The sequence below is a fragment of the Thermomicrobiales bacterium genome, assembly GCA_041390825.1.
Taxonomy (GTDB): domain Bacteria; phylum Chloroflexota; class Chloroflexia; order Thermomicrobiales; family UBA6265; genus JAMLHN01.
The window spans coordinates 39,527-59,903 of the sequence record JAWKPF010000028.1; the positions used below are offsets into that span (position 1 = coordinate 39,527).

15 protein-coding genes are annotated in these 20,377 nt (G+C 61.6%); 8 read left to right on the forward strand and 7 right to left on the reverse strand.

Going from position 1 to position 20,377, the window contains the following annotated elements; translation table 11 throughout:
- The first annotated feature begins 471 nt into the window (after positions 1-471).
- Entirely contained in the window at positions 472-1,467 is a 996-nt protein-coding gene (locus tag R2855_14840) for a D-glycerate dehydrogenase (GenBank protein ID MEZ4532277.1), read from the forward strand.
- Positions 1,468-1,565: 98 nt separating this feature from the next.
- On the opposite strand, the gene R2855_14845 is transcribed toward R2855_14840, so the two are convergent.
- From R2855_14845 to R2855_14870, 6 genes are all read right to left on the reverse strand, one after another.
- Complete coding sequence (locus R2855_14845) at positions 1,566-2,483, reverse strand: HAD family hydrolase (GenBank protein ID MEZ4532278.1); 918 nt, start codon at positions 2,481-2,483, stop codon at positions 1,566-1,568.
- Positions 2,484-2,598: 115 nt separating this feature from the next.
- Complete coding sequence (locus R2855_14850; GenBank protein ID MEZ4532279.1) at positions 2,599-4,095, reverse strand: arylsulfatase; 1,497 nt, start codon at positions 4,093-4,095, stop codon at positions 2,599-2,601.
- A 90-nt stretch (positions 4,096-4,185) separates the two neighbouring features.
- Positions 4,186-4,845, reverse strand: a complete 660-nt coding sequence (locus R2855_14855) for a response regulator transcription factor (GenBank protein ID MEZ4532280.1) — start codon at positions 4,843-4,845, stop codon at positions 4,186-4,188.
- Positions 4,842-4,970, reverse strand: a complete 129-nt coding sequence (locus R2855_14860; GenBank protein ID MEZ4532281.1) for a hypothetical protein — start codon at positions 4,968-4,970, stop codon at positions 4,842-4,844. The genes R2855_14855 and R2855_14860 overlap by 4 nt, the downstream gene beginning before the upstream one ends.
- 263 nt (positions 4,971-5,233) lie before the next feature.
- Positions 5,234-7,957: a LuxR C-terminal-related transcriptional regulator gene (locus R2855_14865; protein MEZ4532282.1), complete on the reverse strand. Its 2,724-nt coding sequence runs from the start codon at positions 7,955-7,957 to the stop codon at positions 5,234-5,236.
- A 206-nt stretch (positions 7,958-8,163) separates the two neighbouring features.
- Positions 8,164-8,526 carry a hypothetical protein gene (locus R2855_14870; GenBank protein MEZ4532283.1) on the reverse strand — a complete coding sequence of 121 codons (363 nt, stop codon included), beginning with the start codon at positions 8,524-8,526 and terminating at the stop codon, positions 8,164-8,166.
- A gap of 351 nt (positions 8,527-8,877) precedes the next feature.
- On the opposite strand from R2855_14870, the gene R2855_14875 reads away from it, so the two are divergent.
- Both R2855_14875 and R2855_14880 read left to right on the forward strand, forming a co-directional pair.
- Positions 8,878-10,872 carry an FAD-dependent oxidoreductase gene (locus R2855_14875; GenBank protein ID MEZ4532284.1) on the forward strand — a complete coding sequence of 665 codons (1,995 nt, stop codon included), beginning with the start codon at positions 8,878-8,880 and terminating at the stop codon, positions 10,870-10,872.
- 98 nt (positions 10,873-10,970) lie between these two features.
- Positions 10,971-13,427 carry a LuxR C-terminal-related transcriptional regulator gene (locus R2855_14880; GenBank protein ID MEZ4532285.1) on the forward strand — a complete coding sequence of 819 codons (2,457 nt, stop codon included), beginning with the start codon at positions 10,971-10,973 and terminating at the stop codon, positions 13,425-13,427.
- Positions 13,428-13,805: 378 nt separating this feature from the next.
- Here the strand turns inward: R2855_14880 and R2855_14885 are convergent, their stop codons facing one another.
- On the reverse strand, positions 13,806-14,603 hold the full coding sequence (locus R2855_14885; protein ID MEZ4532286.1) for a hypothetical protein: 798 nt from the start codon (positions 14,601-14,603) through the stop codon (positions 13,806-13,808).
- Between the two features lie 143 nt (positions 14,604-14,746).
- Here R2855_14885 and R2855_14890 point away from each other — a divergent pair, with 143 nt between their 5' ends.
- From R2855_14890 to R2855_14910, 5 genes are all read left to right on the forward strand, one after another.
- A complete protein-coding gene (locus R2855_14890; protein ID MEZ4532287.1) occupies positions 14,747-15,793 on the forward strand; it encodes a hypothetical protein in 1,047 nt (348 codons plus the stop codon).
- Entirely contained in the window at positions 15,790-16,683 is an 894-nt protein-coding gene (locus tag R2855_14895) for a polysaccharide deacetylase (protein MEZ4532288.1), read from the forward strand. Before R2855_14890 ends, R2855_14895 begins: the two co-directional genes overlap by 4 nt.
- 100 nt (positions 16,684-16,783) lie before the next feature.
- Positions 16,784-17,173: an iron-sulfur cluster insertion protein ErpA gene (gene erpA / locus R2855_14900; GenBank protein ID MEZ4532289.1), complete on the forward strand. Its 390-nt coding sequence runs from the start codon at positions 16,784-16,786 to the stop codon at positions 17,171-17,173.
- A 424-nt stretch (positions 17,174-17,597) separates the two neighbouring features.
- A complete protein-coding gene (locus R2855_14905) occupies positions 17,598-18,611 on the forward strand; it encodes a sigma-70 family RNA polymerase sigma factor (protein MEZ4532290.1) in 1,014 nt (337 codons plus the stop codon).
- 185 nt (positions 18,612-18,796) lie between these two features.
- Positions 18,797-20,134 carry a hemolysin family protein gene (locus tag R2855_14910; protein ID MEZ4532291.1) on the forward strand — a complete coding sequence of 446 codons (1,338 nt, stop codon included), beginning with the start codon at positions 18,797-18,799 and terminating at the stop codon, positions 20,132-20,134.
- The last annotated feature ends 243 nt before the right edge of the window (positions 20,135-20,377 follow it).

Sequence of the window (20,377 nt, forward strand, 5' to 3'; positions counted from 1 at the left end):
TCGGTTGCACCCGCTCGCTTGGGTGTGACCCAGCCACCGGTCAGTGCCGAACTGGCCCTCGTCCGGACGGAACACGTTGTTTCCGGTCGTCTGGATGCGTCGATGGCTTCTGTTCCGACGGCGTCTGTGTCGATCCGCCTGTGATCGAATGTCTTTCGAACGCCTGCCGACCGTGCAGCTTCGATGCGTGCACCGGCAGTTGTGTCTGCTACAGCGTTGCTTGCTTGACTACCGATTGCCGGTCGGGACACTGTGATCCCGAAGTGGGGTGCGTCTTCACGGACATCAATGACGGGCTTCCCTGCCAGGATGGTGGCCTGACAGGCACCTGCAATGCCGGAGCTTGCGTGATTCCGATCTGAGCCATGCTCCAGGGGCGCCCTCTGTTCGATTCGCAGCGCCAGACCATTCGTCTGGCGCTGCAACCATTTATCCTGTAGCAGGAGATTGGTTCAGGAGACGAGGGAAACCGTGGGAGACAAAGCGCGAGTAGCCGTGATGCGGGTGATTCCGGATGCCGGGTTGAATCTGCTGCGCGAGGCGGCGCAGACCGGCGAAATCGAGCTCGAAATCTGGCCGCACGAACTACCACCCAACGCAACTGAACTGGCCGGCCTGCTGCGAGGCGCAACCGGGGCAGTGACGTTGGTTTCCGACCGGATCGACAGCGCTGTGCTGGATGCCGAACCGCAGCTCAGGGTGGTCAGCAACTTCGCGGTTGGCTACGACAACATCGATGTCGATGCGGCCACCGCCCATGGCGTGCTGGTATGCAACACGCCGGGCGTGCTCACTGAAACAACGGCCGACATGGCCTGGGCATTGCTGATGGCGGCTGGACGCCGCATCGTGGAAGCGTCCGACTATGTTCGGGCCGGAAACTGGAAGACCTGGGGACCGACCCTCCTGCTTGGCCGGGATATCCACCATGCAACCCTCGGCATCATCGGGTTGGGACGCATCGGCAAGGAAGTCGCCAAACGGGCCCGCGGGTTCGACATGGAGATCCTCGCCTACGACGAGTATCAGGACGAGGCATTCGCCGCCGAGATGGGGGTGACCTATACCTCGCTCGATGAGCTCTTGCAGCGTTCCGATTTTGTAACCCTCCACTGCGCGCTCACGCCGGAAACATACCAATTGATCGGACGCGACGAACTGGCGAAGATGAAACCGACCGCGGTGCTCGTCAATGCCGCCCGTGGTCCAGTGGTCGATACCGATGCCCTGACCGATGCGCTCCGCAATGGCACGATCTGGGCTGCCGGTCTGGACGTGACCGATCCCGAACCGATCCCGCCCGATCATCCGCTGGTCTTCATGGAAAATGTGGTGATTGCGCCGCACATTGCCTCGGCTTCCGTCGACACCCGCGACAAGATGGCGGTGATGGCGGCCACGAATCTCCTGCAGGCAATCCGTGGCGAGCGACCGACGCATCTGGTGAATCCAGAGGTCTTGGGGTAGACGTCGTCGATCGCTCGTGCGTCGCCGGTTTCGGCCCTCGTCCGATGGCGGGACAGTGGCATCCTGCCATTGGACGGAAACACCGGGCCGCGGTCGGTTCAATCGGGGAAGATACTGCTCCAGTCATCCTTCATGCTGATGACAGTCCAACCGCGCTCCTTCGCTTCGGTGAGGGCTTTGTCGAGCGCACCGATCGGCGAGCCCTTGTCATAGGCCGCCTCGCGCTCGGCGTCATCGTGATGCACGAGCGCCATGAACCGGGCGCCGTCGCCGGCGGCGGTGTATTGCAACATCTCCAGATCGCCATCGGAATTGCCAAAGGCCATGACCGGGCGGCGCCCAAGAAACTTGTCGATCCCAACCGGCTTGCCAGGGCCGTCGTTGATGGCATCCAACTCTGGCAGCTTGACCAGCACTGGCGCGCCATCCACCACCTTGAACTCGGTCTTCCCCGTGGAGCCGATGACCTGATGGGGCGGGACGCCGTAGGCCTCCTGGGTGAATGCGCGCATGAACTCCACCCCTCCGCCTGAGACGATGAACGTGATGTAGCCGTTCGCGCGCAGATAGTCGAGCAATTCGAGCATCGGTTCGAACGGGGTGGCCGGATACGGGCGCTTATATACCGGATGCTTGGCAGTGGCGATCCAGTCGCGCACGATCTTGCCGAAGTCCTCGGTCGAGATCCCCGCATGGGTGGCCGCCACCAGCGTGAAGATGCCTTTCATCCCGGTCTTGCCGAACGCGGCCATGTCGCCTGAGAGAATCGCTCCCAGAGCGGGGTCGTCCTTCCATTCTGGATGGTCTGGCGCCAGCGCCTTCAGGCGGTCGATGGCGAAGAGCAGCTGGTTGTACGCCGGTTGCTCGGTCCAGAGCGTGCCGTCGTTGTCGAAGACGGCGATGCGGTCGTTCGGCGCGAGGTAGTCGGCGCTTCCCTCGGTGGTGGTGCGCTGCACGAAGTCGACGATCGCCGTCTTGGTCGGCGTGTCATTCCAGGATGCGAGTGGTGCGCTCATGTCAGGCAATCTCCGAACAAGGAACCTGGGCGGCTCGATACACCGCCCAGGGAAACTATGGAACCGTCCCACGGCTCCAGCATGGTTCGTTCGTAGCAAGTCAGGTCCGTCCGCGCTAGTGCGCCCCGCCCCCCATTGCATTGTCCATTGTCTTCAGAATGGAATCGAGATTGAACGATCCAGGGGCCTGCCGCGGCGGGAACTCCTTCATCGATTCGACATGCGCGGAGACAACGATCTGCGCGGCGGCAACCATGTATGCCTTGCTCAGGAACCAGTCGTAATAGGTATTGGAGTCGATATCCGCCCGCTCGAACGGGTCACGCCGCAAGTTGAAGAGTTTTGGGATACGGAGCTCCACGAACGGTTCCGCCCAGACTTGCATCTGATGGGCGCGTTGCTCCAGGAAGACCGACTTCCAGTCCCCATAGCGAACCGCGACGAGTTGCGCATCGTCATTGACGTAGAAGTAGTAGGTGCGTGGGCATTCGTCCGATTCGCCGGTGAAATAGTCGATCATGTTGAAGCCGTCGATGCAGACCTTGTAGGTCATGTGGCCAACGGTATGGCCCTTCTTGCATTTCTCGACGATATCCGGCTCACCCGCGGCGGCCAGCAAGGTTGGCAGCGCGTCCTGGTGGGTCACGATGCCATTGAGCACCGAACCCGCGGGAATATGCCCCGGCCAGCGGTAGAAGGCAGGGACCCGGTAGGCGCCTTCCCAGTTGGTGTTCTTCTCGCTGCGGAAGGGGGTGATGCCACCATCGGGCCAGGCGTTGTAGTGCGGGCCGTTGTCGGTGGAGTACATGACGATGGTGTTGTCGGCGATGCCGAGCTCATCGAGCTTGTCGAGCATCTTCCCGACCAGATCGTCGTGGTACATCATGGCGTCGTTGTAGAAGCCTTGGCCCGACCGGCCCAGGTCCTGCTCGCGGGTGTGGGTGCGGAAATGCATATGGGTGCTGTTCCACCAAAGGAAGAACGGCTTGTCATCCGCGACCGCCTTGTCGATGAAGCCAAGCGCCGCCTCGGTGATTTCCTCATCGATCGTTTCCATGCGCTTCTTGTTGAGCGGTCCGGTGTCTTCTACTCGCTGGGTGCCGTCACCATTGGCCCAACTGTGCATGACGCCGCGGGGCATATAGCGCTTTCGAAAGGCTTCGCTCTTGGGGAAATCAGGATCTTCCGGTTCTTCTTCCGCATTGAGATGATAGAGATTGCCGAAGAACTCGTCGAACCCGTGCATCGTCGGCAAAAACTCGTCGCGATCGCCAAGGTGATTCTTGCCGAACTGCCCGGTGACATATCCAAGCGGCTTGAGCAATTCAGCGATAGTGGGGTCTTCCTTCTGCAACCCAAGGGGCGCTCCGGGAATGCCGACCTTGGTCAACCCGGTGCGCCAGGGGTTTTGCCCGGTGATGAAGGCCGCGCGGCCGGCGGTGCAGGATTGCTGCCCGTAGTAGTCGGTGAACGCCACACCCTCGTTGGCAATGCGGTCGATGTTCGGGGTGCGATAGCCCATCTGGCCACGGCTGTTGTAGCTGATGTTCCACCAGCCGATATCGTCTCCCCAGAGAATAAGGATGTTCGGTTTCTTTGCGGATTTTGCCATGACGTTATCGTTCCTTTCGTCTGATGCAAGCATTCGAACGACGGGGGCACGTTTCCGGATCTATTGTCCTCCTTGGCTTGTCGACGCTTGTCACTCTAGCATCCCTCTCCGGCGCGCGATCGCGACGGCCTCGGTGCGGTTTTCAACGCCGAGCTTGGCGTACACATTGGTGAGGTGCTTCTTGACGGTACTCTCGGAGATAAAGAGCGCTCGCGCGATCTTCTGATTCGATAACCCAATGGCCACCTGGCAAAGCACCTCGCGTTCCCGATCGCTCAAGTCCATTACCGACGTATGTGCCGAACGACATGATGAACGACGGTGCAACTGGTCATCGGTCGAATGAATCAGGATCGATTGCCTCGACGCTAGTTCCAATTGTCGCAGTGCTGGCAGAATGCGCTCCGCAAAGTCCAGGATCGTATCGACTACGCCGCCATCTGATTCTGACCCAGTGCGCCCCCGAGGTCCATGCTGACGGGCCAACTCGAGATTGGCCACGTTGCGGAGCACCCGAAGATCCGCAGCCAATGCCGGATCGCGGAAAACTCCGTCGGCGACCAGCAAACGGTCGATCAGTGTGAGCGCTTCGAGCGGCCGCCCTCGAGCAATGTGCTGGGTAAGCAGAGCGAAAAGCTCGCCGTCTCCCTGCACGGTGATTTGCACAGACCGGGACGCGTCCCGCCTGGGCGCGGCCGGTGACGGCAACGCCGCAACGCGAATTGGACGAGGGGGCGAAAAGCTGCTCAAGGATCGAACTCCGGGGTGTCATCGATTTGCTCGACCGCGCGCAAGGGCATTCCGATTGCGTGCAAGGTATTCAAGACACCGAGCAGCGCGGACTGATCCGCAACCTCGCCACGCAAGACAGTCACTGCTCCGACAGGCCCGCGCCTGTTGACGATACGCATGCCGCCCAGACGACTCGACCAACGAGCGTCCAGCCGACCGGCGACCACGATTTCGTACGTTGCGGGAGTCGACGCGTGGTGCCGCGCGCTTTCCATCTTGACCTCACGAAAGACGTACGCAGCAGATCAGAGCTGGCGTACGAGCAGCATGCGCCCCCGAGCGCGACCCGTCATGGTCCAAAAAGGAGCAAATTGTCCGGTTGCCATCGAGTTTCGCGGGAAATTGGTCAGCTCGAGCGGTAGTAGGCCCGCACCGCTTCGCGACGCCCGCTCACACCGAGCTTCGCATAGAGGTTGATCGTATGCCGTTTCACCGTCAGCGGTGAGATTCCGAGTTCATGGGCGATCTCTTTGTTCGAGTACCGCGCGGCGAGAAATTCAAGAACCTCTTGTTCCCGCGCCGAGAGCTCCTCGACACCCTCATACGGACGGATGCTGGCGGGCGCCGGGAGATCAGGGGGGCGTGTGATGGATCGGCGGTTCGCGTCGGCGCGGCTTGCATCCAGCAGCACCGCGCGCATGCCCGATCGCCCATCTCGTTGCACCAGTTGCTCGAGCAATGCCGATACGTGCGGACTCTGATCCAGGAACGGCCGGATGTGCCCCTTGGCTGCCGCAATCGTGTCATCCAGCAGACGGAGCGCTTTCAGATTGGCTCCAGTCAAGTCGAGCACGACCGCTTGCAACGTGCGGACGGCAATCCAGAGCCGATGCACGTGCTGCGTCGCCAATCGCCTGGCAAGTACGGCCAGCAGTTCGTCCGCCTCCCTGAGGTTGCCAGTTGACCGCATCGGTTCGGACACGAGTATGCGCGCCTTGATCAACGCGGGCACCACCACGGACGCCAGACCATCTTGCTCGGCGTCGACCGCTGCCGATTCTGCCCAGGCAATGGCTGTTTTTCGATCTCCGCGAAGCAGCGCCACCTCGGCCTGAAGCGCCCGAACGGCCGGAATGCCAAACATCCATTTCACCGAATAGTGAAGATCGAAGAGTCGAGAAACGATCCGGTCCGCCTCAGCATCGTCGCCCAGCATGGTGGCGATGCGCGCCAAATCGTAGAGCGCCTCGCGCTTGTAGAGGATACCTGTTGCCGGTTCGTCGACCGTCACCCCAAAGTGCTGAGCAGCCTCTTCGAGCTCGTTACGCTGCAAACTGACCGAACCGAGCAACGTGTGCGCTTCTGCGGTCGACCGTGACAATCCAAGATCGGTGGATGTTGCAAGAAGCCGCTGCCCATGGCTCCACGCGTCGTCGAGCTCGCCATGCCAGAGGCGCAGGACGGCAGCAAACGTCAGTGCCCAGATGTCGGCTCGTTTCGAGAAGAAGCTATCGTGCCCGGAAATCCCGTTGGAAATTGTCTCGAACTCAAGACTGGCATCGTCGAATCTGTTCTCATCAACAGCTCCGAGCAACACGTAATAGAACGCATAGACGGCTCCCATGCGATTGCGATCGACCATGGATTTCCAGGCTCGCTGACCGATCGATTGGAGGTACGAACTATCTACTCCCGGTGGTGGATTGATCGCTCCGAGGAGTTCGATCTCCAGGTCGATTGCAGATCTGTCAGCCTCGGAAAGCGCGTGGTTGCTGGCGGCCAGACGTGTCGCGCTGAGCACGAGCGGCGGGATTTCGCTGTGCGTTCCACGCAGTTGGTGAATCCAGGCCTGCGCCAGCACGAGTTCGAGCCGTGAACTGCGAACCGATGTCGGCAGTTCGTTCAGCCACCATTCGAGCATCAGCCAATTGTCTGTGGCAAGCGCGTGCTGCGCATGTTCCTCGACAAGATCGGCGGCTCGATCGAAGTCGCCAATTGCGAGGAGATGCTGGATCGCTTGATCGACGAAGTTATTGGCTGCAAACCACTCGGCCGCCAACCGGTGGCCATCGCTGATCGTGTCGGGACCGAATCGGCGAGTGGTTGTGTCGATCAGGGCAGCCCGAAAGAGCGGATGGAAGCGATACCAGGTGCGATCCTCGCCCAGCGAAACCAGAAAGTATCCGTTGGCTTCGAGATCAGCTAAGAGCGCTTCGACATCGAAGCTGGCGGCATCCGGTGACGTGTGCAACAGATGCCCGCTCAGCTCCGCATTGATGCGCTCAGGGATCGCCAAGAGCAGCATGCGGCGCTGCAACGAAGGTGGTACGCGCTCGATGACCTCGTTGACCAGAAACTCCATGGAATCGATGTTGGCGCGCTGGTAGAGGACGCTCGCGTCTGGATCCTCCCGCTCGTCGCGGAGCGCGAGCGCGGTGAGGTGCAGACCGGCGATCCAACCCTCGGTTTCGGCATGCAGCCGGCGCACTGCCTCAGGAGAAAGCGCGGCGTGCGCAATCTCCACCAGGAATTCGTTGGTTTCATCGAACGTCGTCAGGAGATGGGCAATCCGGATTTCGGTCAGGTGATAGTGGGCCCGATATTTTGCGAGCGGTAGTGGGGGATCGGTGCGGCCAACCAGGCAAAGATGCAGGTTCGGCAACGGCAGGCGAAACACCCATATCAAGAAATCGAAAATCGCCGTCGAGTTCAGCACCTGGAGCTCATCGATGACCACGGTCACCGGTTCGTCCATCGCGGCAATCTCGTCGCAGAAACTCAGAGCGAGATCGCCAGCGGTCAGTTGCGCGCCGTAGCCAAGATCGCCGAGAGTTGCCGAACCAAACTCCGGTGAGACGGTCCGCACCGCCTCGACCAAGAGCAGGACGAAACGGCCCAGCTCGTTGTCGCTTTCGTCGAGCGTAATCCAGGCAACCGGTTGCTTGAGCTGAGTAGCCCACTGGCGAGCAAGCGTCGTCTTGCCGCTGCCAGCCATTCCACAGATGATCGAGAGCGGGGCGGTGCGTCCCTCGTTGAGGCGTTCGATCAGGCGCGGCCGGTCGAGCTCCCAGATGCCGGGAGTCGGGCGCAAGAGCTTTGACTGCGGGATGCGCGGGCTTGCCTTGATCATTGGGTCGATCGGGCGCACAAACTAGACCGGTCTGGAACTGAGCCGTCCGGATTCCGAGACCAGCCCAGATTGAGTACGGCTGAGCAACGAACCGGGCGCGCCGGTTCGCTGCTCAGGGAATTGCAGGGATCCAATTCGCCGTCATCACGTGCGTCCGATGCGCACCGCGACGGCAGCGGGCATGTGATGCGCGAGGCCTGGACGTGTTAGTCGGCCTTGTCTTTCACCTTGTCTGCTGCGTCTGACACCTTGTCCGCGGCGTCACCAGCTGCCTTCTGGGCGTTGTCGACGGTCTTGTTGGCCTTGTCCTTGGCATCGCCAGCCGCATCGGCCGCCTTGTCCTTGGCATCGCTCGCCGCTTGCTTCGCGTCACTGGCCGCATCTTTGACCTTGTCTGTGTGCTCGTCGACCTTTGCCTTGGCATCATCGACCGCCTGGCTGGCACTGGAGGTTGCGTCATCCGCAGCCTTCTGAGCAGAGTCGCCTACGTTGTCCGCGTGGCCTTTCACGTCGCCGGAAACTTCGTGAATCTTCTCTTTGATCTTGTCGACAAATTCGCCGAGTGCCATGAGTGTCTCCCTTCGCTCTTCGGAACGAGTGCCGGAGCACATATCTCTCTTTCTACTGAGAAATGTGTAGATTCGAAGGTACCACGCATGGGCACGCGCGACCATATGCGCAGGCCGCCAGGGGCGGGATTCACGATCGCAGAGCATTGCACCGCCCAGTTGTCACCACCGGTATACTTGAACGCGTCGGAAACACGCGTGGTGGGTCTTCTCTTCGAACCGGTCCGCACGAACGAACCGGAAGGTGTTTGAGCAATGTTTCGATGCAAAGTCTGCGGCTGGATTCACGATGGTGTCGCTCCCCCGGCCGAATGTCCCTCCTGCGGCTCCCCGGCGGATCGCTTCCGCCCGATGGATTCGACCGAAGTTGGGTTGGCCACCGGCGAGCTTGCCAGCCGCGGCATTGTCGGGCAGGGCTTCGACATCGAGGTCGAAGACACGAGGCGCATCCGGCTGCTCTCGTTTGTAGATGCGTCGTTCTTCGCGCCCTACGCCGAACGCACCGGCAAGCGGTACCGCATCTATACCGGCGACGCGCAATGGTTTTCCGACAACATACCGTGCATGACGGCCTGTCCGTCGCACACCGACATCTCCCGCTACATCGCGCTCATCGCCGATGGCCGCTATTCCGATAGCTACGAGCTCAACCGCGAAAGCAACGTCTTTCCCGGCTGTCTCGGCCGCATGTGCGCCCGCCCGTGCGAAGATGCCTGCCGCCGCAAGGAAGTCGATGCCCCGATTGGCATCTGCTACCTGAAGCGTGTGGCGTCCGATTTCCGCGACAAGACCCGGCGCGAAGTCATCCCGCCGCCCAACGGCCTGACGGTCGCCATCATCGGCGCCGGTGTGAACGGGCTGACCTCGGCCCGCCAGCTGGCACGCAAGGGCTATACCTGCACGATCTTCGAGCGGTATCCGGTGCCTGGCGGCGTGATGTGGGTGGGCGTGCCCGAGTGGCGTCTCCCGCGCGATGTGATCACCGAGGAGGCCGAGCAGATTCTCGACCTCGGGATCGACATCCACTTCAATACCGAGATCGGCAAAGACATTCCCTTCATGGATCTCGTCGACCAGTACGACGTGGTGCTGATCTCGGCCGGCTGCCAGACCGCGCAAGAGATCGGCATCCCGGGCGAGCACCTGAACGGCGTGGTCTCTGGTATCGGTTTCCTGGAGGATGTCAATCTCGGCAAGAAGGATGTCTGGGTCGGCAAGAATGTCGTCACCGTCGGTGGTGGATTCACCTCGATGGACTGCGTGCGCACCGTCCTGCGCATGGGCGCCGAACGCTCGGTCATGACCTATCGCCGCTCGATCCAGGAGATTCCGGTCGAGGAATACGAACTCCACGAAGCCGAAATCGAAGGCGTCGAGATTCAGTACATGGTCTCGCCGAACCGAATCGTCGGTGACGCCAATGGCAATGTCATCGGCATCGAAATGATCCGTAACGAACTCGGCGCGCCGGATGCCCGCGGTCGCCGCCGGCCGGAACCCGTGGCGGGTTCGGAATACATCATCGAATGCGACATGGTCATCAGCGCCATCGGCCAGAAGCAGGACAGCCGCTTCCTTGGTGACGCCCTGCCAAACCGCGACCGCCGCGGCGTGCCGCTCTTGGACCAGAATCTGCGCACCGAGCTGCCCAATGTCTGGGCCGCAGGCGACTATGTGATCAATCCGACGAACTTCATCTCGTCGATTGGCGAGGGCAAACGTGTCGCCGAGCTGATCGACGCGCAAATGCGCGGCACGAAACCGAAGGTGCGCGATCTCGAGATCACCCGCGTGCCCACCGAGTACATCTCGACTCCGAACGCGCTGCTTTCCGAAGGCGTGGCGGAATGGTCGATGAGCGCCATGAGCCGCCGCCTCGTCTGGGGCGACGACTACTCCGCGGTCGGCCGCCAGGAGATGCCAGTGCTGCCCGTGCCAATGCGCGGCATGGGCACCGGCGACACCACCATCGAAGTCGAAATCGGCTACACCAAGCCAATCGGGTTCGAGGAAGCCAAGCGTTGCTTGCAGTGTCAGTTGAACATCTTCATCGACGGGCATCGCTGCATCCTTTGCAATGGCTGCGTGGACGCATGTCCGCATCGGTGCATCGAAATGATCTCGCCGGACCGCATCTACTCGATCGACAATGACGTCGAGCTGGCCCAGTTGGCCCGTGCCGAACTGGGACCCTACGCCGCCGCCATGGTGATCGATGAGCGCTCCTGCATCCGGTGCGGTATCTGCGTCGACTGGTGCCCAACCGAGTGCCTGACCATGGACCATTTCCGTCTGACCCCGGCGGAAACCCGCGAAAGCGTGGACTTGGCCATCGTCGCCGACTAGCGAATCGCAATTCCTGCACGAAAGGGGTGTTCCGGAGATTCCGGAACACCGCTTTTCGCATATTGCGCGCACATACCCCCATCCCAGCGTCTGCCAGGTTGAGTATCATCGCCGGCAAGAAACTGGTCGAAGGGTCATGGGAGTCGAACACGTTGGCTGAGGCGCCTGAAGCGGTTACCAAGCCATCTGTTCGGCTGATGCCGAGGGCGGCCGAAACGATGCCTCTCGAAGCACCGCCGCAGCCGCTCACATCCTTCCTTGGACGCGACCGCGCCACCGCTACCGTGCTGGATATGATCGTTCGGCCGGAGATCCGGCTCGTCACCCTCACAGGTCCTGGCGGCATCGGCAAGACCCGGCTGGCCATTCAGGTCGCCAACGAAGCGCACGAGCAGTTCCCGGATGGGATTGCATTCGTGGCGCTCTCACCCCTGACCGAACCGGACCTGGTCTTGCCGACCATCGCGCAAGCGATCGGCGTCGTTGGCCCCGGCACCCACCTGATTCCAGACCGTTTGGCGCGCGCGCTCGATCACCAGCGCATGCTGATCGTGATCGACAACTTCGAACATGTCGCTGCGGCCGCCGGTCAGCTCGCAACCCTCATGCGCGCCACGCGCGAGGTTCGCTTCCTTGTCACCAGCCGCGTGACGTTGCATATCAGCGGAGAGCATGAGTTTGCGGTTCCTCCGCTCGAACTGCCCGTATCGGGCAGTGTTGGCGATCTCTCCCGATCGCCCGCCTGCGCGCTTTTCGAGGTCCGCACCCGAGCGGTGCGCGGTGAGTTCGCTATCGACGACAACAACAGCGCGGCTGTTGTGGAGATCTGTCGCCGCCTCGGAGGTGTGCCGCTTGCCATCGAGCTGGCCGCGGCGCGTGGCAAAGCGCTCTCGCCCCCGGCTCTGCTGGAGCGGTTGTCGCACGATTTCGACGTGCTTTCAGGTGGCCCCGTCGACCAACCGTCCCGCCATCAGACAATGCGCGCTGCAATCCAATGGAGCTACGACCTGTTGCCACCCGAGCAACAGCAGCGTTTCCGGCAGCTCTCGCTCTTTGCCGGTGGATGCTCGCTCGAGGCCGCTCAGGCCGTTTCGGCGCCGGATCGTCCCCTGGCGCTCTTGCCCGAGCTTGTCGCGCTGATCGATGCCAGCTTGCTGCTGCAGGAACCACGCCCGGATGGGGCGCCCCGCTATTGGATGCTCGACCTGATCCGGAGATTCGGTATCGAACAGTTGACCGCATCGGGCGAACGAGACGCCACGGTCGACCGGTTCACCGGCTGGCTGACCTCGCTCGCCGAACGGGCTGGTGCTGCCTTTATCGGAAATGGACCGGGGGAATGGGCGGCAATCCTTGAGCGCGAGCTTCCCAATGTACGCGTCGCGCTCGCGATGCTCGACGAAGCGGATGATACGGATGCACTCCTCCGCTTGATCGTGGTGCTCGGCCCTTTGTGGAGCGCGCTTGGGCATCAGCGGGAAGGATTGCAATGGCTCACGCAGACGCTCGACCGCTCCGGCGATCGCACTCTCCCCGAGCGCACGTTGCACGCCCGAATTCTCGCGACCCGGCTGGCAACCACTGTCGGCGACTTCGAGCGCGCGGCAGAGTTCGCGGAAACGGCGAGCGCGCTCGCGAAGCAACGTTCCGACCCAGCCGCGCTGGCCGACACTGCCTGCACGCTTGGCAACCTGGCGCGTGGTATTGGCGATCAGCAGACGGCACGCCATCAATACGAGAACGCGCTTGCGATCTATCGGGAGCTAGGCGACCGCTACAACGCCGCATACACACTGATCCAGCTCGCGAAACTGGGCGATCTGGGCACTCCGGAACAGCCGGGCAACCCGGCCGATCTCGCGGTCGCCGAAATGCAATGTGATGAAGCGCTCGAAATCTATCGCGCACTGGGAAACCAGTGGGGCATCGCACGGGCGCTCAACCACCTCGCATATCTCCACTACAAGTCCGGGCGCTATCAGGCGGCATCCGTGGCAGCAGGTGAGGCATTGCCGCTCTTCGCTCGCGACGGCAATCTGACCGAAGGATCGCAATGCATCGAGAATCTCGCAGATATCGCAGGGGCCACGGGAAATGGCGCGCTGGGCGCGCGGCTCTATGGGATCGCCAGCGGATTGCAAGAGCGGCTCGGCGCGCCGATGTGGCCAACCTATCGCACGGAGTATGAGCAGGAGGTCGCGCGTGCGCGCGCGTTGCTCACCCCAGAAGCCTTCGCCGCGTCGTGGCAAGCTGGGCGCGAGTTGCCCGATGACCTCATGGTCGAGGAAGCCCTTGCCGCAGCCAACTTTCTGGCCGGAGCGTCAGCCGTTTCGACCGTGCCGTCTTCAGCAACCTACGGGCTGACCGCGCGCGAGCTGGAAGTGCTGAGCCTGCTTGCTACGGGTGCGTCCAATCAAGGCATTGCTGACGCGCTCTTTATCAGCCTCACCACGGTAAAGGGCCACGTGCAGAGCATCATGCGCAAACTCGATCTCAGCTCGCGCACGGCGCTCGCCGCTTTCGCAGTGCAACGCGGACTGCTCGACCGTCCGTAGTTGGCGCCTCGCCAACAGCCAGCCCACCAGAAAAACCCTACTTTCGAAGGGTTCCCATTCGGGCATCGGCTTGGCACACTCTCATCCGAGTCTCACCGCTCGATTGCTCGCCTCCAGCTGCAGATCGTCGACCGCCTCGACGAGATGCAGCTGAGGGCGAGTGAATCTCTCTCGATCCCCCTACAGCCACGCAAAGAGACAAGCGGCCGCTGGCCGCGTTCAGGCGCTGGGGTCACTGTGGCGGCTTGGAGCAGGCTGTCTGGCGATGGCTAGTCTATCCATGGATTATCGGCAGGTTCCGATACCAGGAAAGGGCCATGCGCACCGAGAGCCCGGCAAATGCCAGGCCCTCGGTGATTGCTTTCTGGAGATTGGTCGTTACGCGGGCAGCGCGATGCTGTCGTCCATCTTGATGGAAACCGAACCAAGCGCCGACTGCAGGTCGATGGTAAGCACCGGCTGATGGCCGCCAAGGAAGGCCAACGTGCTGTAGGCGCCATCCTTTACGGTGAATCCATCGCCAACGTTGACACCGGCCAACGCCGTCTTGGTGCGGACACGGGCCGCAGTGGTTTTCGGCACAATGACCTCGGTAGCCGTCATACCAGTGCGAATACTGGCATCGAGATCGCGCGCCAGTTGGCCGCCGAAGTCGACCGTCATCGAAGCGGCCCCGCCGTCGAGATCGATCTTGCGCGCGCCGCTGTTGCCCAGGCCGGCCAGCGCCAGATCGGCTGCGCCGGCTTTCATCGCGAAGCTATCCATCTCATGCGGATTTGGCAGCGAGAAATCGAACTTCGCCTGCCCTGCGCCGATCTTGATATCCGCTTCGACGACGGGAATACCGCCCAGATCGACCTGAGACTGATCGGAAGCGCCCAAGTCCATCGACAGCGAGAACGGCCGGCGTGTACTCACCTTGAGTTCGAGCACCGGGGCTTTGAACTTGCGGAACGCGGTGACATTCTTGCTCGAGGAGATGCGCACATTGGCGCCATCCGTTTGCACCGTCAAAGGCATCTGTCCGGTTGGATCCGTGAACGAGCCGGTGAGCCACTCCGCCTGGTCGGCGGCACTCAGACGGAGGCGGATCGGCGCCAGGGTGAGGCGCAACCGGGGACGCGCAGAGGCATCGTCCGGAAACGCTACGGAAATCGGGGTTACTGTTTCACTCATCGAAAGTCCTCTCGGTGCGGTAATCGTTGTTCAGAATTGATGGCGTTCGCGCCAGACCGCACGAATTCATTATGATGTATAGCGATTGGTCATAGGGCAAGGCGGCTGTCCTGTCACCGTGTAGTTGCGTACCCTGGCGACCTATGACGATCTTCCGTGCAATTGCCCTTGCGATTCTGCTCCTTGTCCCCTCCAGCACGCCGCTGCTGGCGCATCAGACCGATGGCCGCTCGCTCGGCATGGTGCTCACCACCGCTCAAAATGGAGATTCGGAGTACACCGCCATGCTGGCGCATGCCGCAGGCGTCACCCGCGCTCCGATCACGTACGCGTGGGGAGCGCTGGAGCCGGAACCAGGCGAATACGACGACGGGAATCTCGCGCTGGCGGCGCTCTTCTTCCCGGCAATGGGAATGTCGATCGATGTCGCCATCACACCAGTCGCCGGCTCCCGGCTGGTCATGCCGGACGACCTGGCGGGCCGCAGCTTCGACGATCCTGAGGTCATCAAGCGATATCTCGACCTGATCGAGCATGTCATGGCCGTGCTGTCTGAAGCCGATGTGCGTCTTCTGATCGTGGGCGTGGAGGTCGACAAGTATCTGGGCGACGATGTCACCGCCTGGGACGCCTTCGCCGCGTTCACCGCCGCGGTGGCCACCTATGTGCACAGCATCCGGCCCGGCATCGAGGTGGGTGTCCAGAGCTCTACCGACAGCCGCATCCTCGATCCGGACCGGTGGAGCAACATCGACCAGGTCTCCGACATCATCGCCACGTCGTACTTTCCAATGGACGACCTGCAGGTACGCGATCCATCGTCCATTACGGACGATTTCGACACACTGGCCGCGCTCTATCCCGACCGCGTCATCCGCATCGTCGAAGCGGGCTATCCCTCCAGCGCGGCGAATGGCAGCTCGGACAAGCGGCAGGCGCAGTTCATTCACGCCCTCTTTGCCGCCTGGGATGACCATGCTGGCCAGATTCTCTCGATCACGCTCTCCATGCAGCACGACTATGGACCCGCGCACGTCGATGCCATCTGCGCGTTCTATGGAGACACCAGCGAAGCCTTTGCGGCATTCATCGGCTCGATCGGGTTCCGCTGGTGGAAAGGCGACGGCGCGCCGAAACCAGCCTGGGAGGCATTGATGCAAGAAACTGCCGCGCGCGGATGGCAACCGTGACGACACCCACCGTCTGCCTCAGCTTCGATTTCGACGCCATCTCGCTCTGGATCGGACCGATGGGCGCCAAATCGCCTTCCATGATCTCGCGCGGGGAGTTTGGCGCAGTCGCGGCGCCACGCATCCTCTCGCTCCTGGAACGAGAAGCAATTCCGGCCACCTTCTTCGTCACCGGACACACCGCCGAAACCTACCCGTCGCAAACCCGCGCGATAGCGGACGCTGGTCATGAAATCGGGCATCATGGCTACCTGCACGAAAACCCGATCGATCTCACTCCGGAAGCAGAAGAAGCCGTGCTGCTGCGTGGGCTCGCGGCATTGGACGCAATCGCCGGGGTTCGTCCGGTCGGCTACCGATCTCCAGCCTGGGACAACAGCCCGCACACGATCGACCTCTTGCTGAAGCACGGTTTTCGCTATGAAAGCTCGTTGATGGCAGACGATTTCTCGCCCTATTGGTGCCGCACAGGCGATACGATCGACCCTGACGGTCCGTATCGCTTCGGTCGCACGGTCGATCTCGTCGAACTGCCAGTCTCCTGGTTGCTCGACGATTTTCCCCACTTCGAATACATCCGCCTGCCGAACCGGGTCTCGCCCGGTCTCTCCGCGGCGTCCAAAGTGGAAGAAATCTGGCGTGACGAGTTCGACTTCATGATGCGCGAGATCCCGGACGGCGTGTTCACCCTCACCATGCATCCACAGGTCATCGGCCGTGGCCATCGCTTGATGATGCTGGAGCGGCTGATCGCCCATTTCAAGGAAGCCGGCGCGCGCTTCTCGACCCTGGCGTCGGCGGCAGACGCGTTCCGCTCGCGGAACAGCGCAAGACGATCGGGACCGCAAGACGGCCCGGATTCACGCCGCTCGCAAACGCTTGACAGTTGACGACCCTCCGCTATTATTTTGTAAGCACGTTCTTGTGAAGCGTTCGTCTCGCGTACGAATGCCGAGTTCGTGCTGAAGAAACCCGAAAGGAACCAGAGATATGTCAGTTGCGGCAGAGCCCTTGATCACGATGACGCCAGAGGCGGTCTCCAAGCTCAAGGAATTCCTGGACGAGCAGGGAACTCCCGACCAGATGCTGCGCGTTTTCGTGGCGCCGGGCGGCTGCTCGGGGCTGCAGTACGGGATGACAGTCGAAGAGATCGCTGAAAGCGACGACACCGTCATCGAAACCGACGGGGTCAAGCTGCTGGTCGATTCGTTCAGCGGCATGTACCTGCAGGGCGCCGAGGTCGATTACGTCAACTCCCTCATGGGCGGCGGCTTCACCGTTCGCAATCCCAACGCCGTTGCCTCCTGCTCGTGCGGCCACTCGTTCGACACCGGCGCAAACGAGCAAACCGCCCACGGCTGCGGTTGCGGCTCGCACTAATTCACCCGATTCCAGAGGAGCCGATCGCGGCGGGGTTCGCCCCGCCGCATTCTTTTTTGTAGCAGTTGTCAACTTTTCCGCAATCTCCCCGCCAAACTGGCTCTTTCGGCGCATGTACGTACAGTTGGATTTTGGCGTTTTTCTGATATAATGCCGTGTTTGTGAAAGCTGTAACGATCTTGCCTCGATGCACCGTTGCAGAGCAGTGAGCTTCCGTCGAATCCCGTCAGAACGAGAGACTGCCGATGGATCCGGAGCACCGTCACGAACGTATATTATGTTGGCTAGAGGTCGCGGATTGCCCTCGTGGACGAGCGGCGTTGCTTGACCGGGCCCCCACACTAATTGCCTCTCGAAACGCGAGATCTATTCCACGGGCACTGTGTCTCGGCAGAAGACCGGTGTCAGAAGGAGAAATGCGCCCATGAGTGATTCGACTCAAACCTATGGGATGGACCAGTTCGATGAACTGGTCAAAGACGCGGTCGTTTCGCCCGAAGAAAAACTCGATCTTCCCGAAGAGTTGCAGACACAACTCGCCGAGGATATCGAGCCCGAGGTCGATCTCGAACGCGATCTCGATGTGCTTCAGCGCCTCGATCCCAATTTCATCAACGATCCGGTTCGCCTTTATCTTCGTGAGATCGCTGAAACCCCGCTGCTCACCCATGCGCAGGAGATCGAGCTCGCCAAGCGGGTCGAAGACGGCGACATGGCGGCAACGCAGTTGTTCGTGCGCGCCAACCTGCGCCTGGTGGTTTCGATCGCCAAGCGCTACGTCAACCGCGGTCTGACCCTGCTCGACCTGATTCAGGAAGGCAATATCGGTCTGATGCGCGCCGTACAGAAATACGACTGGCGCAAAGGTTTCCGCTTCAGCACCTATGCCACCTGGTGGATTCGACAGGCCATTACCCGCGCCATCGCGGACCAGAGCCGCACGATCCGCCTCCCGGTCCACATGGGCGATTCGATCTCCCGCTATCGTAAGACCCTGAATATGCTTGCCCAGGAGCTCGGCCGCCAGCCAACCCCGGAAGAGGTTGCCGAGGCCATGGCCGTAGCCCCCGAGAAGATTCAGCAGATCATCCAGGCGGCTCAGCGCACGATTTCGCTGGAAACCCCGATTGGCAGCGAGGACGAGACCAGTCTGGGCGATCTCATCGCCGACGAGGTCTCCGAAACGCCGTACGAGGCAGCCAGCGAGAGCATGCTCAAGCGCGATGTCGCGGCAGCGCTCGATACCCTTACCCCGCGCGAACGGCTGGTGCTCCAGCTCCGGTTCGGGCTGGGCCACAGCCACCAGCACACACTGGCCGAGGTGGGCGAAAAGCTGCAGATCAGCCGCGAGCGGGTGCGCCAGATCGAGAACGAAGCGCTGCAGAAATTGCGCCGGCTCGATGGCGACCGCCTCTTTGCCTATCATCAGGAGCTTTGATTTCTGGACCCGGACAGTCATAAGCGGCCGGTTGGCCGCTGGCATTCCAATCCCGAACGACCCTGGGGGCGTAGCTTGCTGCGCCCCTTTGTCGTGCCCGGAATCCCCGCTCCTCCCTGCTCCCCGCTCGTCGTGACGATTCCTGGTTCTCGCATCGCTGGAATCATGTTGGGAGGCGTTCGCTAATGGACACAGCCATCCGACTCCTGGCGGTGCTGGGACTCGTGCTCATGAACGGGTTCTTCGTTGCGGCGGAGTTCGCGCTGGTGTCAGCGCGGGCTACCCGTATCAATCAGCTGGCCGAAGAAGGCAACTGGAGCGCCCGGACCGTACAGAAAGCGATGAACGATCCCAATCGGTTCATCTCCGCATGCCAGGTGGGTATCACGCTCGCCAGTCTGGCGCTCGGTTGGATCGCGGAACCCGCCATCGGGCATTTGATCGACCCCGCATTGCAACGTGTGTTTGGCGAGTCGTCGCCGATCAGCGCGCGGGTGGTGTCCGCGGCGATCGCGCTGTTCATCGTGACGCTGCTGCACATCGTGATCGGCGAACAGGCGCCAAAGATGATCGCGCTGCAACGCTCAGAGCGGACGGTGCTGCTCAGCGCTCCAGTGGTCTCCTGGATCAGCGTGCCGTTCCGACCGATCATCGCGCTCCTCTACTGGCTGACCGACCGGGTGCTGGGACTCCTCGGCTTGCACTGGGAAGGTGAGCACAGCCTGGTCTACACAGAAGACGAACTGAAGATGCTCGTCACCGCCAGCCAGCAAAGCGGCTATCTGGAACCAAGCGAACAAGAGATGATCGAGCGGGTGTTCCAGTTCGCCGACATCATGGCCGACGAAGTGATGGTGCCGCGCACCGAGCTGGTGGCGCTGGCCGTCGATGCGAGCTACGACGACGTGCTCAGCACGGTGCTCGAATCCGGGCATTCCCGATTTCCGACCTATCGGGAGGATCTCGACGAGGTCATCGGCATCTTCTTCTCCAAGGACCTCTTGCGCCTGGGTACCAACGCCGAGCGGCGCGATTTCCAACTTCGCCAGTGGATTCGCCCGGCCGTATTCGTCCCCGAACACATGCCGCTCGATGAGCTGCTGGCAACCATGCGATCCAAGCAGAGTCATGCGGTGATCGTCGTAGATGAATATGGAGGAACCGCGGGGCTGGTGACGCTCGAAGACGTCATGGAGCGCATCGTCGGCGATGTCGACGATGGCCCGTCATCACAGGATCCGGACGTGCAAGAATTGGCGAACGGCGTCGTGCGGTTGAGCGGGCTGATGTCGATTCACGAGGTCAATGAGCAATTCGGCACCCACATCGACGACCCGTTCTACAACTCGCTGGGCGGGTTCGTGTTTGGGCAGATTGGACGGCGGCCAGAGGTCGGCGACGAGATCGCGGTCAATGGGCATCTGCTGCGCGTGGCCGAGCTGGACGGTTTGCGCATCGACCGGATCGATCTGGAACCGGCGCCCTCCGCACCCTCCGTCACGGAGCCAACCCTCGACGCATAACGCGGACTCCGACTGGAGCCACAGGGGCAGACCATCGTCCCACCGTTGAAACACTGGGCTATACCCCTCAGCAATCACTCGGATTCCGCAAGACGTCGCCTCGATCGGCAAGCGCAGCGCGAGAGGACGAGCGCATACGCCCGTCCTCCCGCCCCTTTTCTTTCTACCTGTTGCCTTTTGCCTCTATTCGACCACCCGCAACGTGGCCGCCATACCGCCGCCCTCTGCATCGCCATGAAGCGA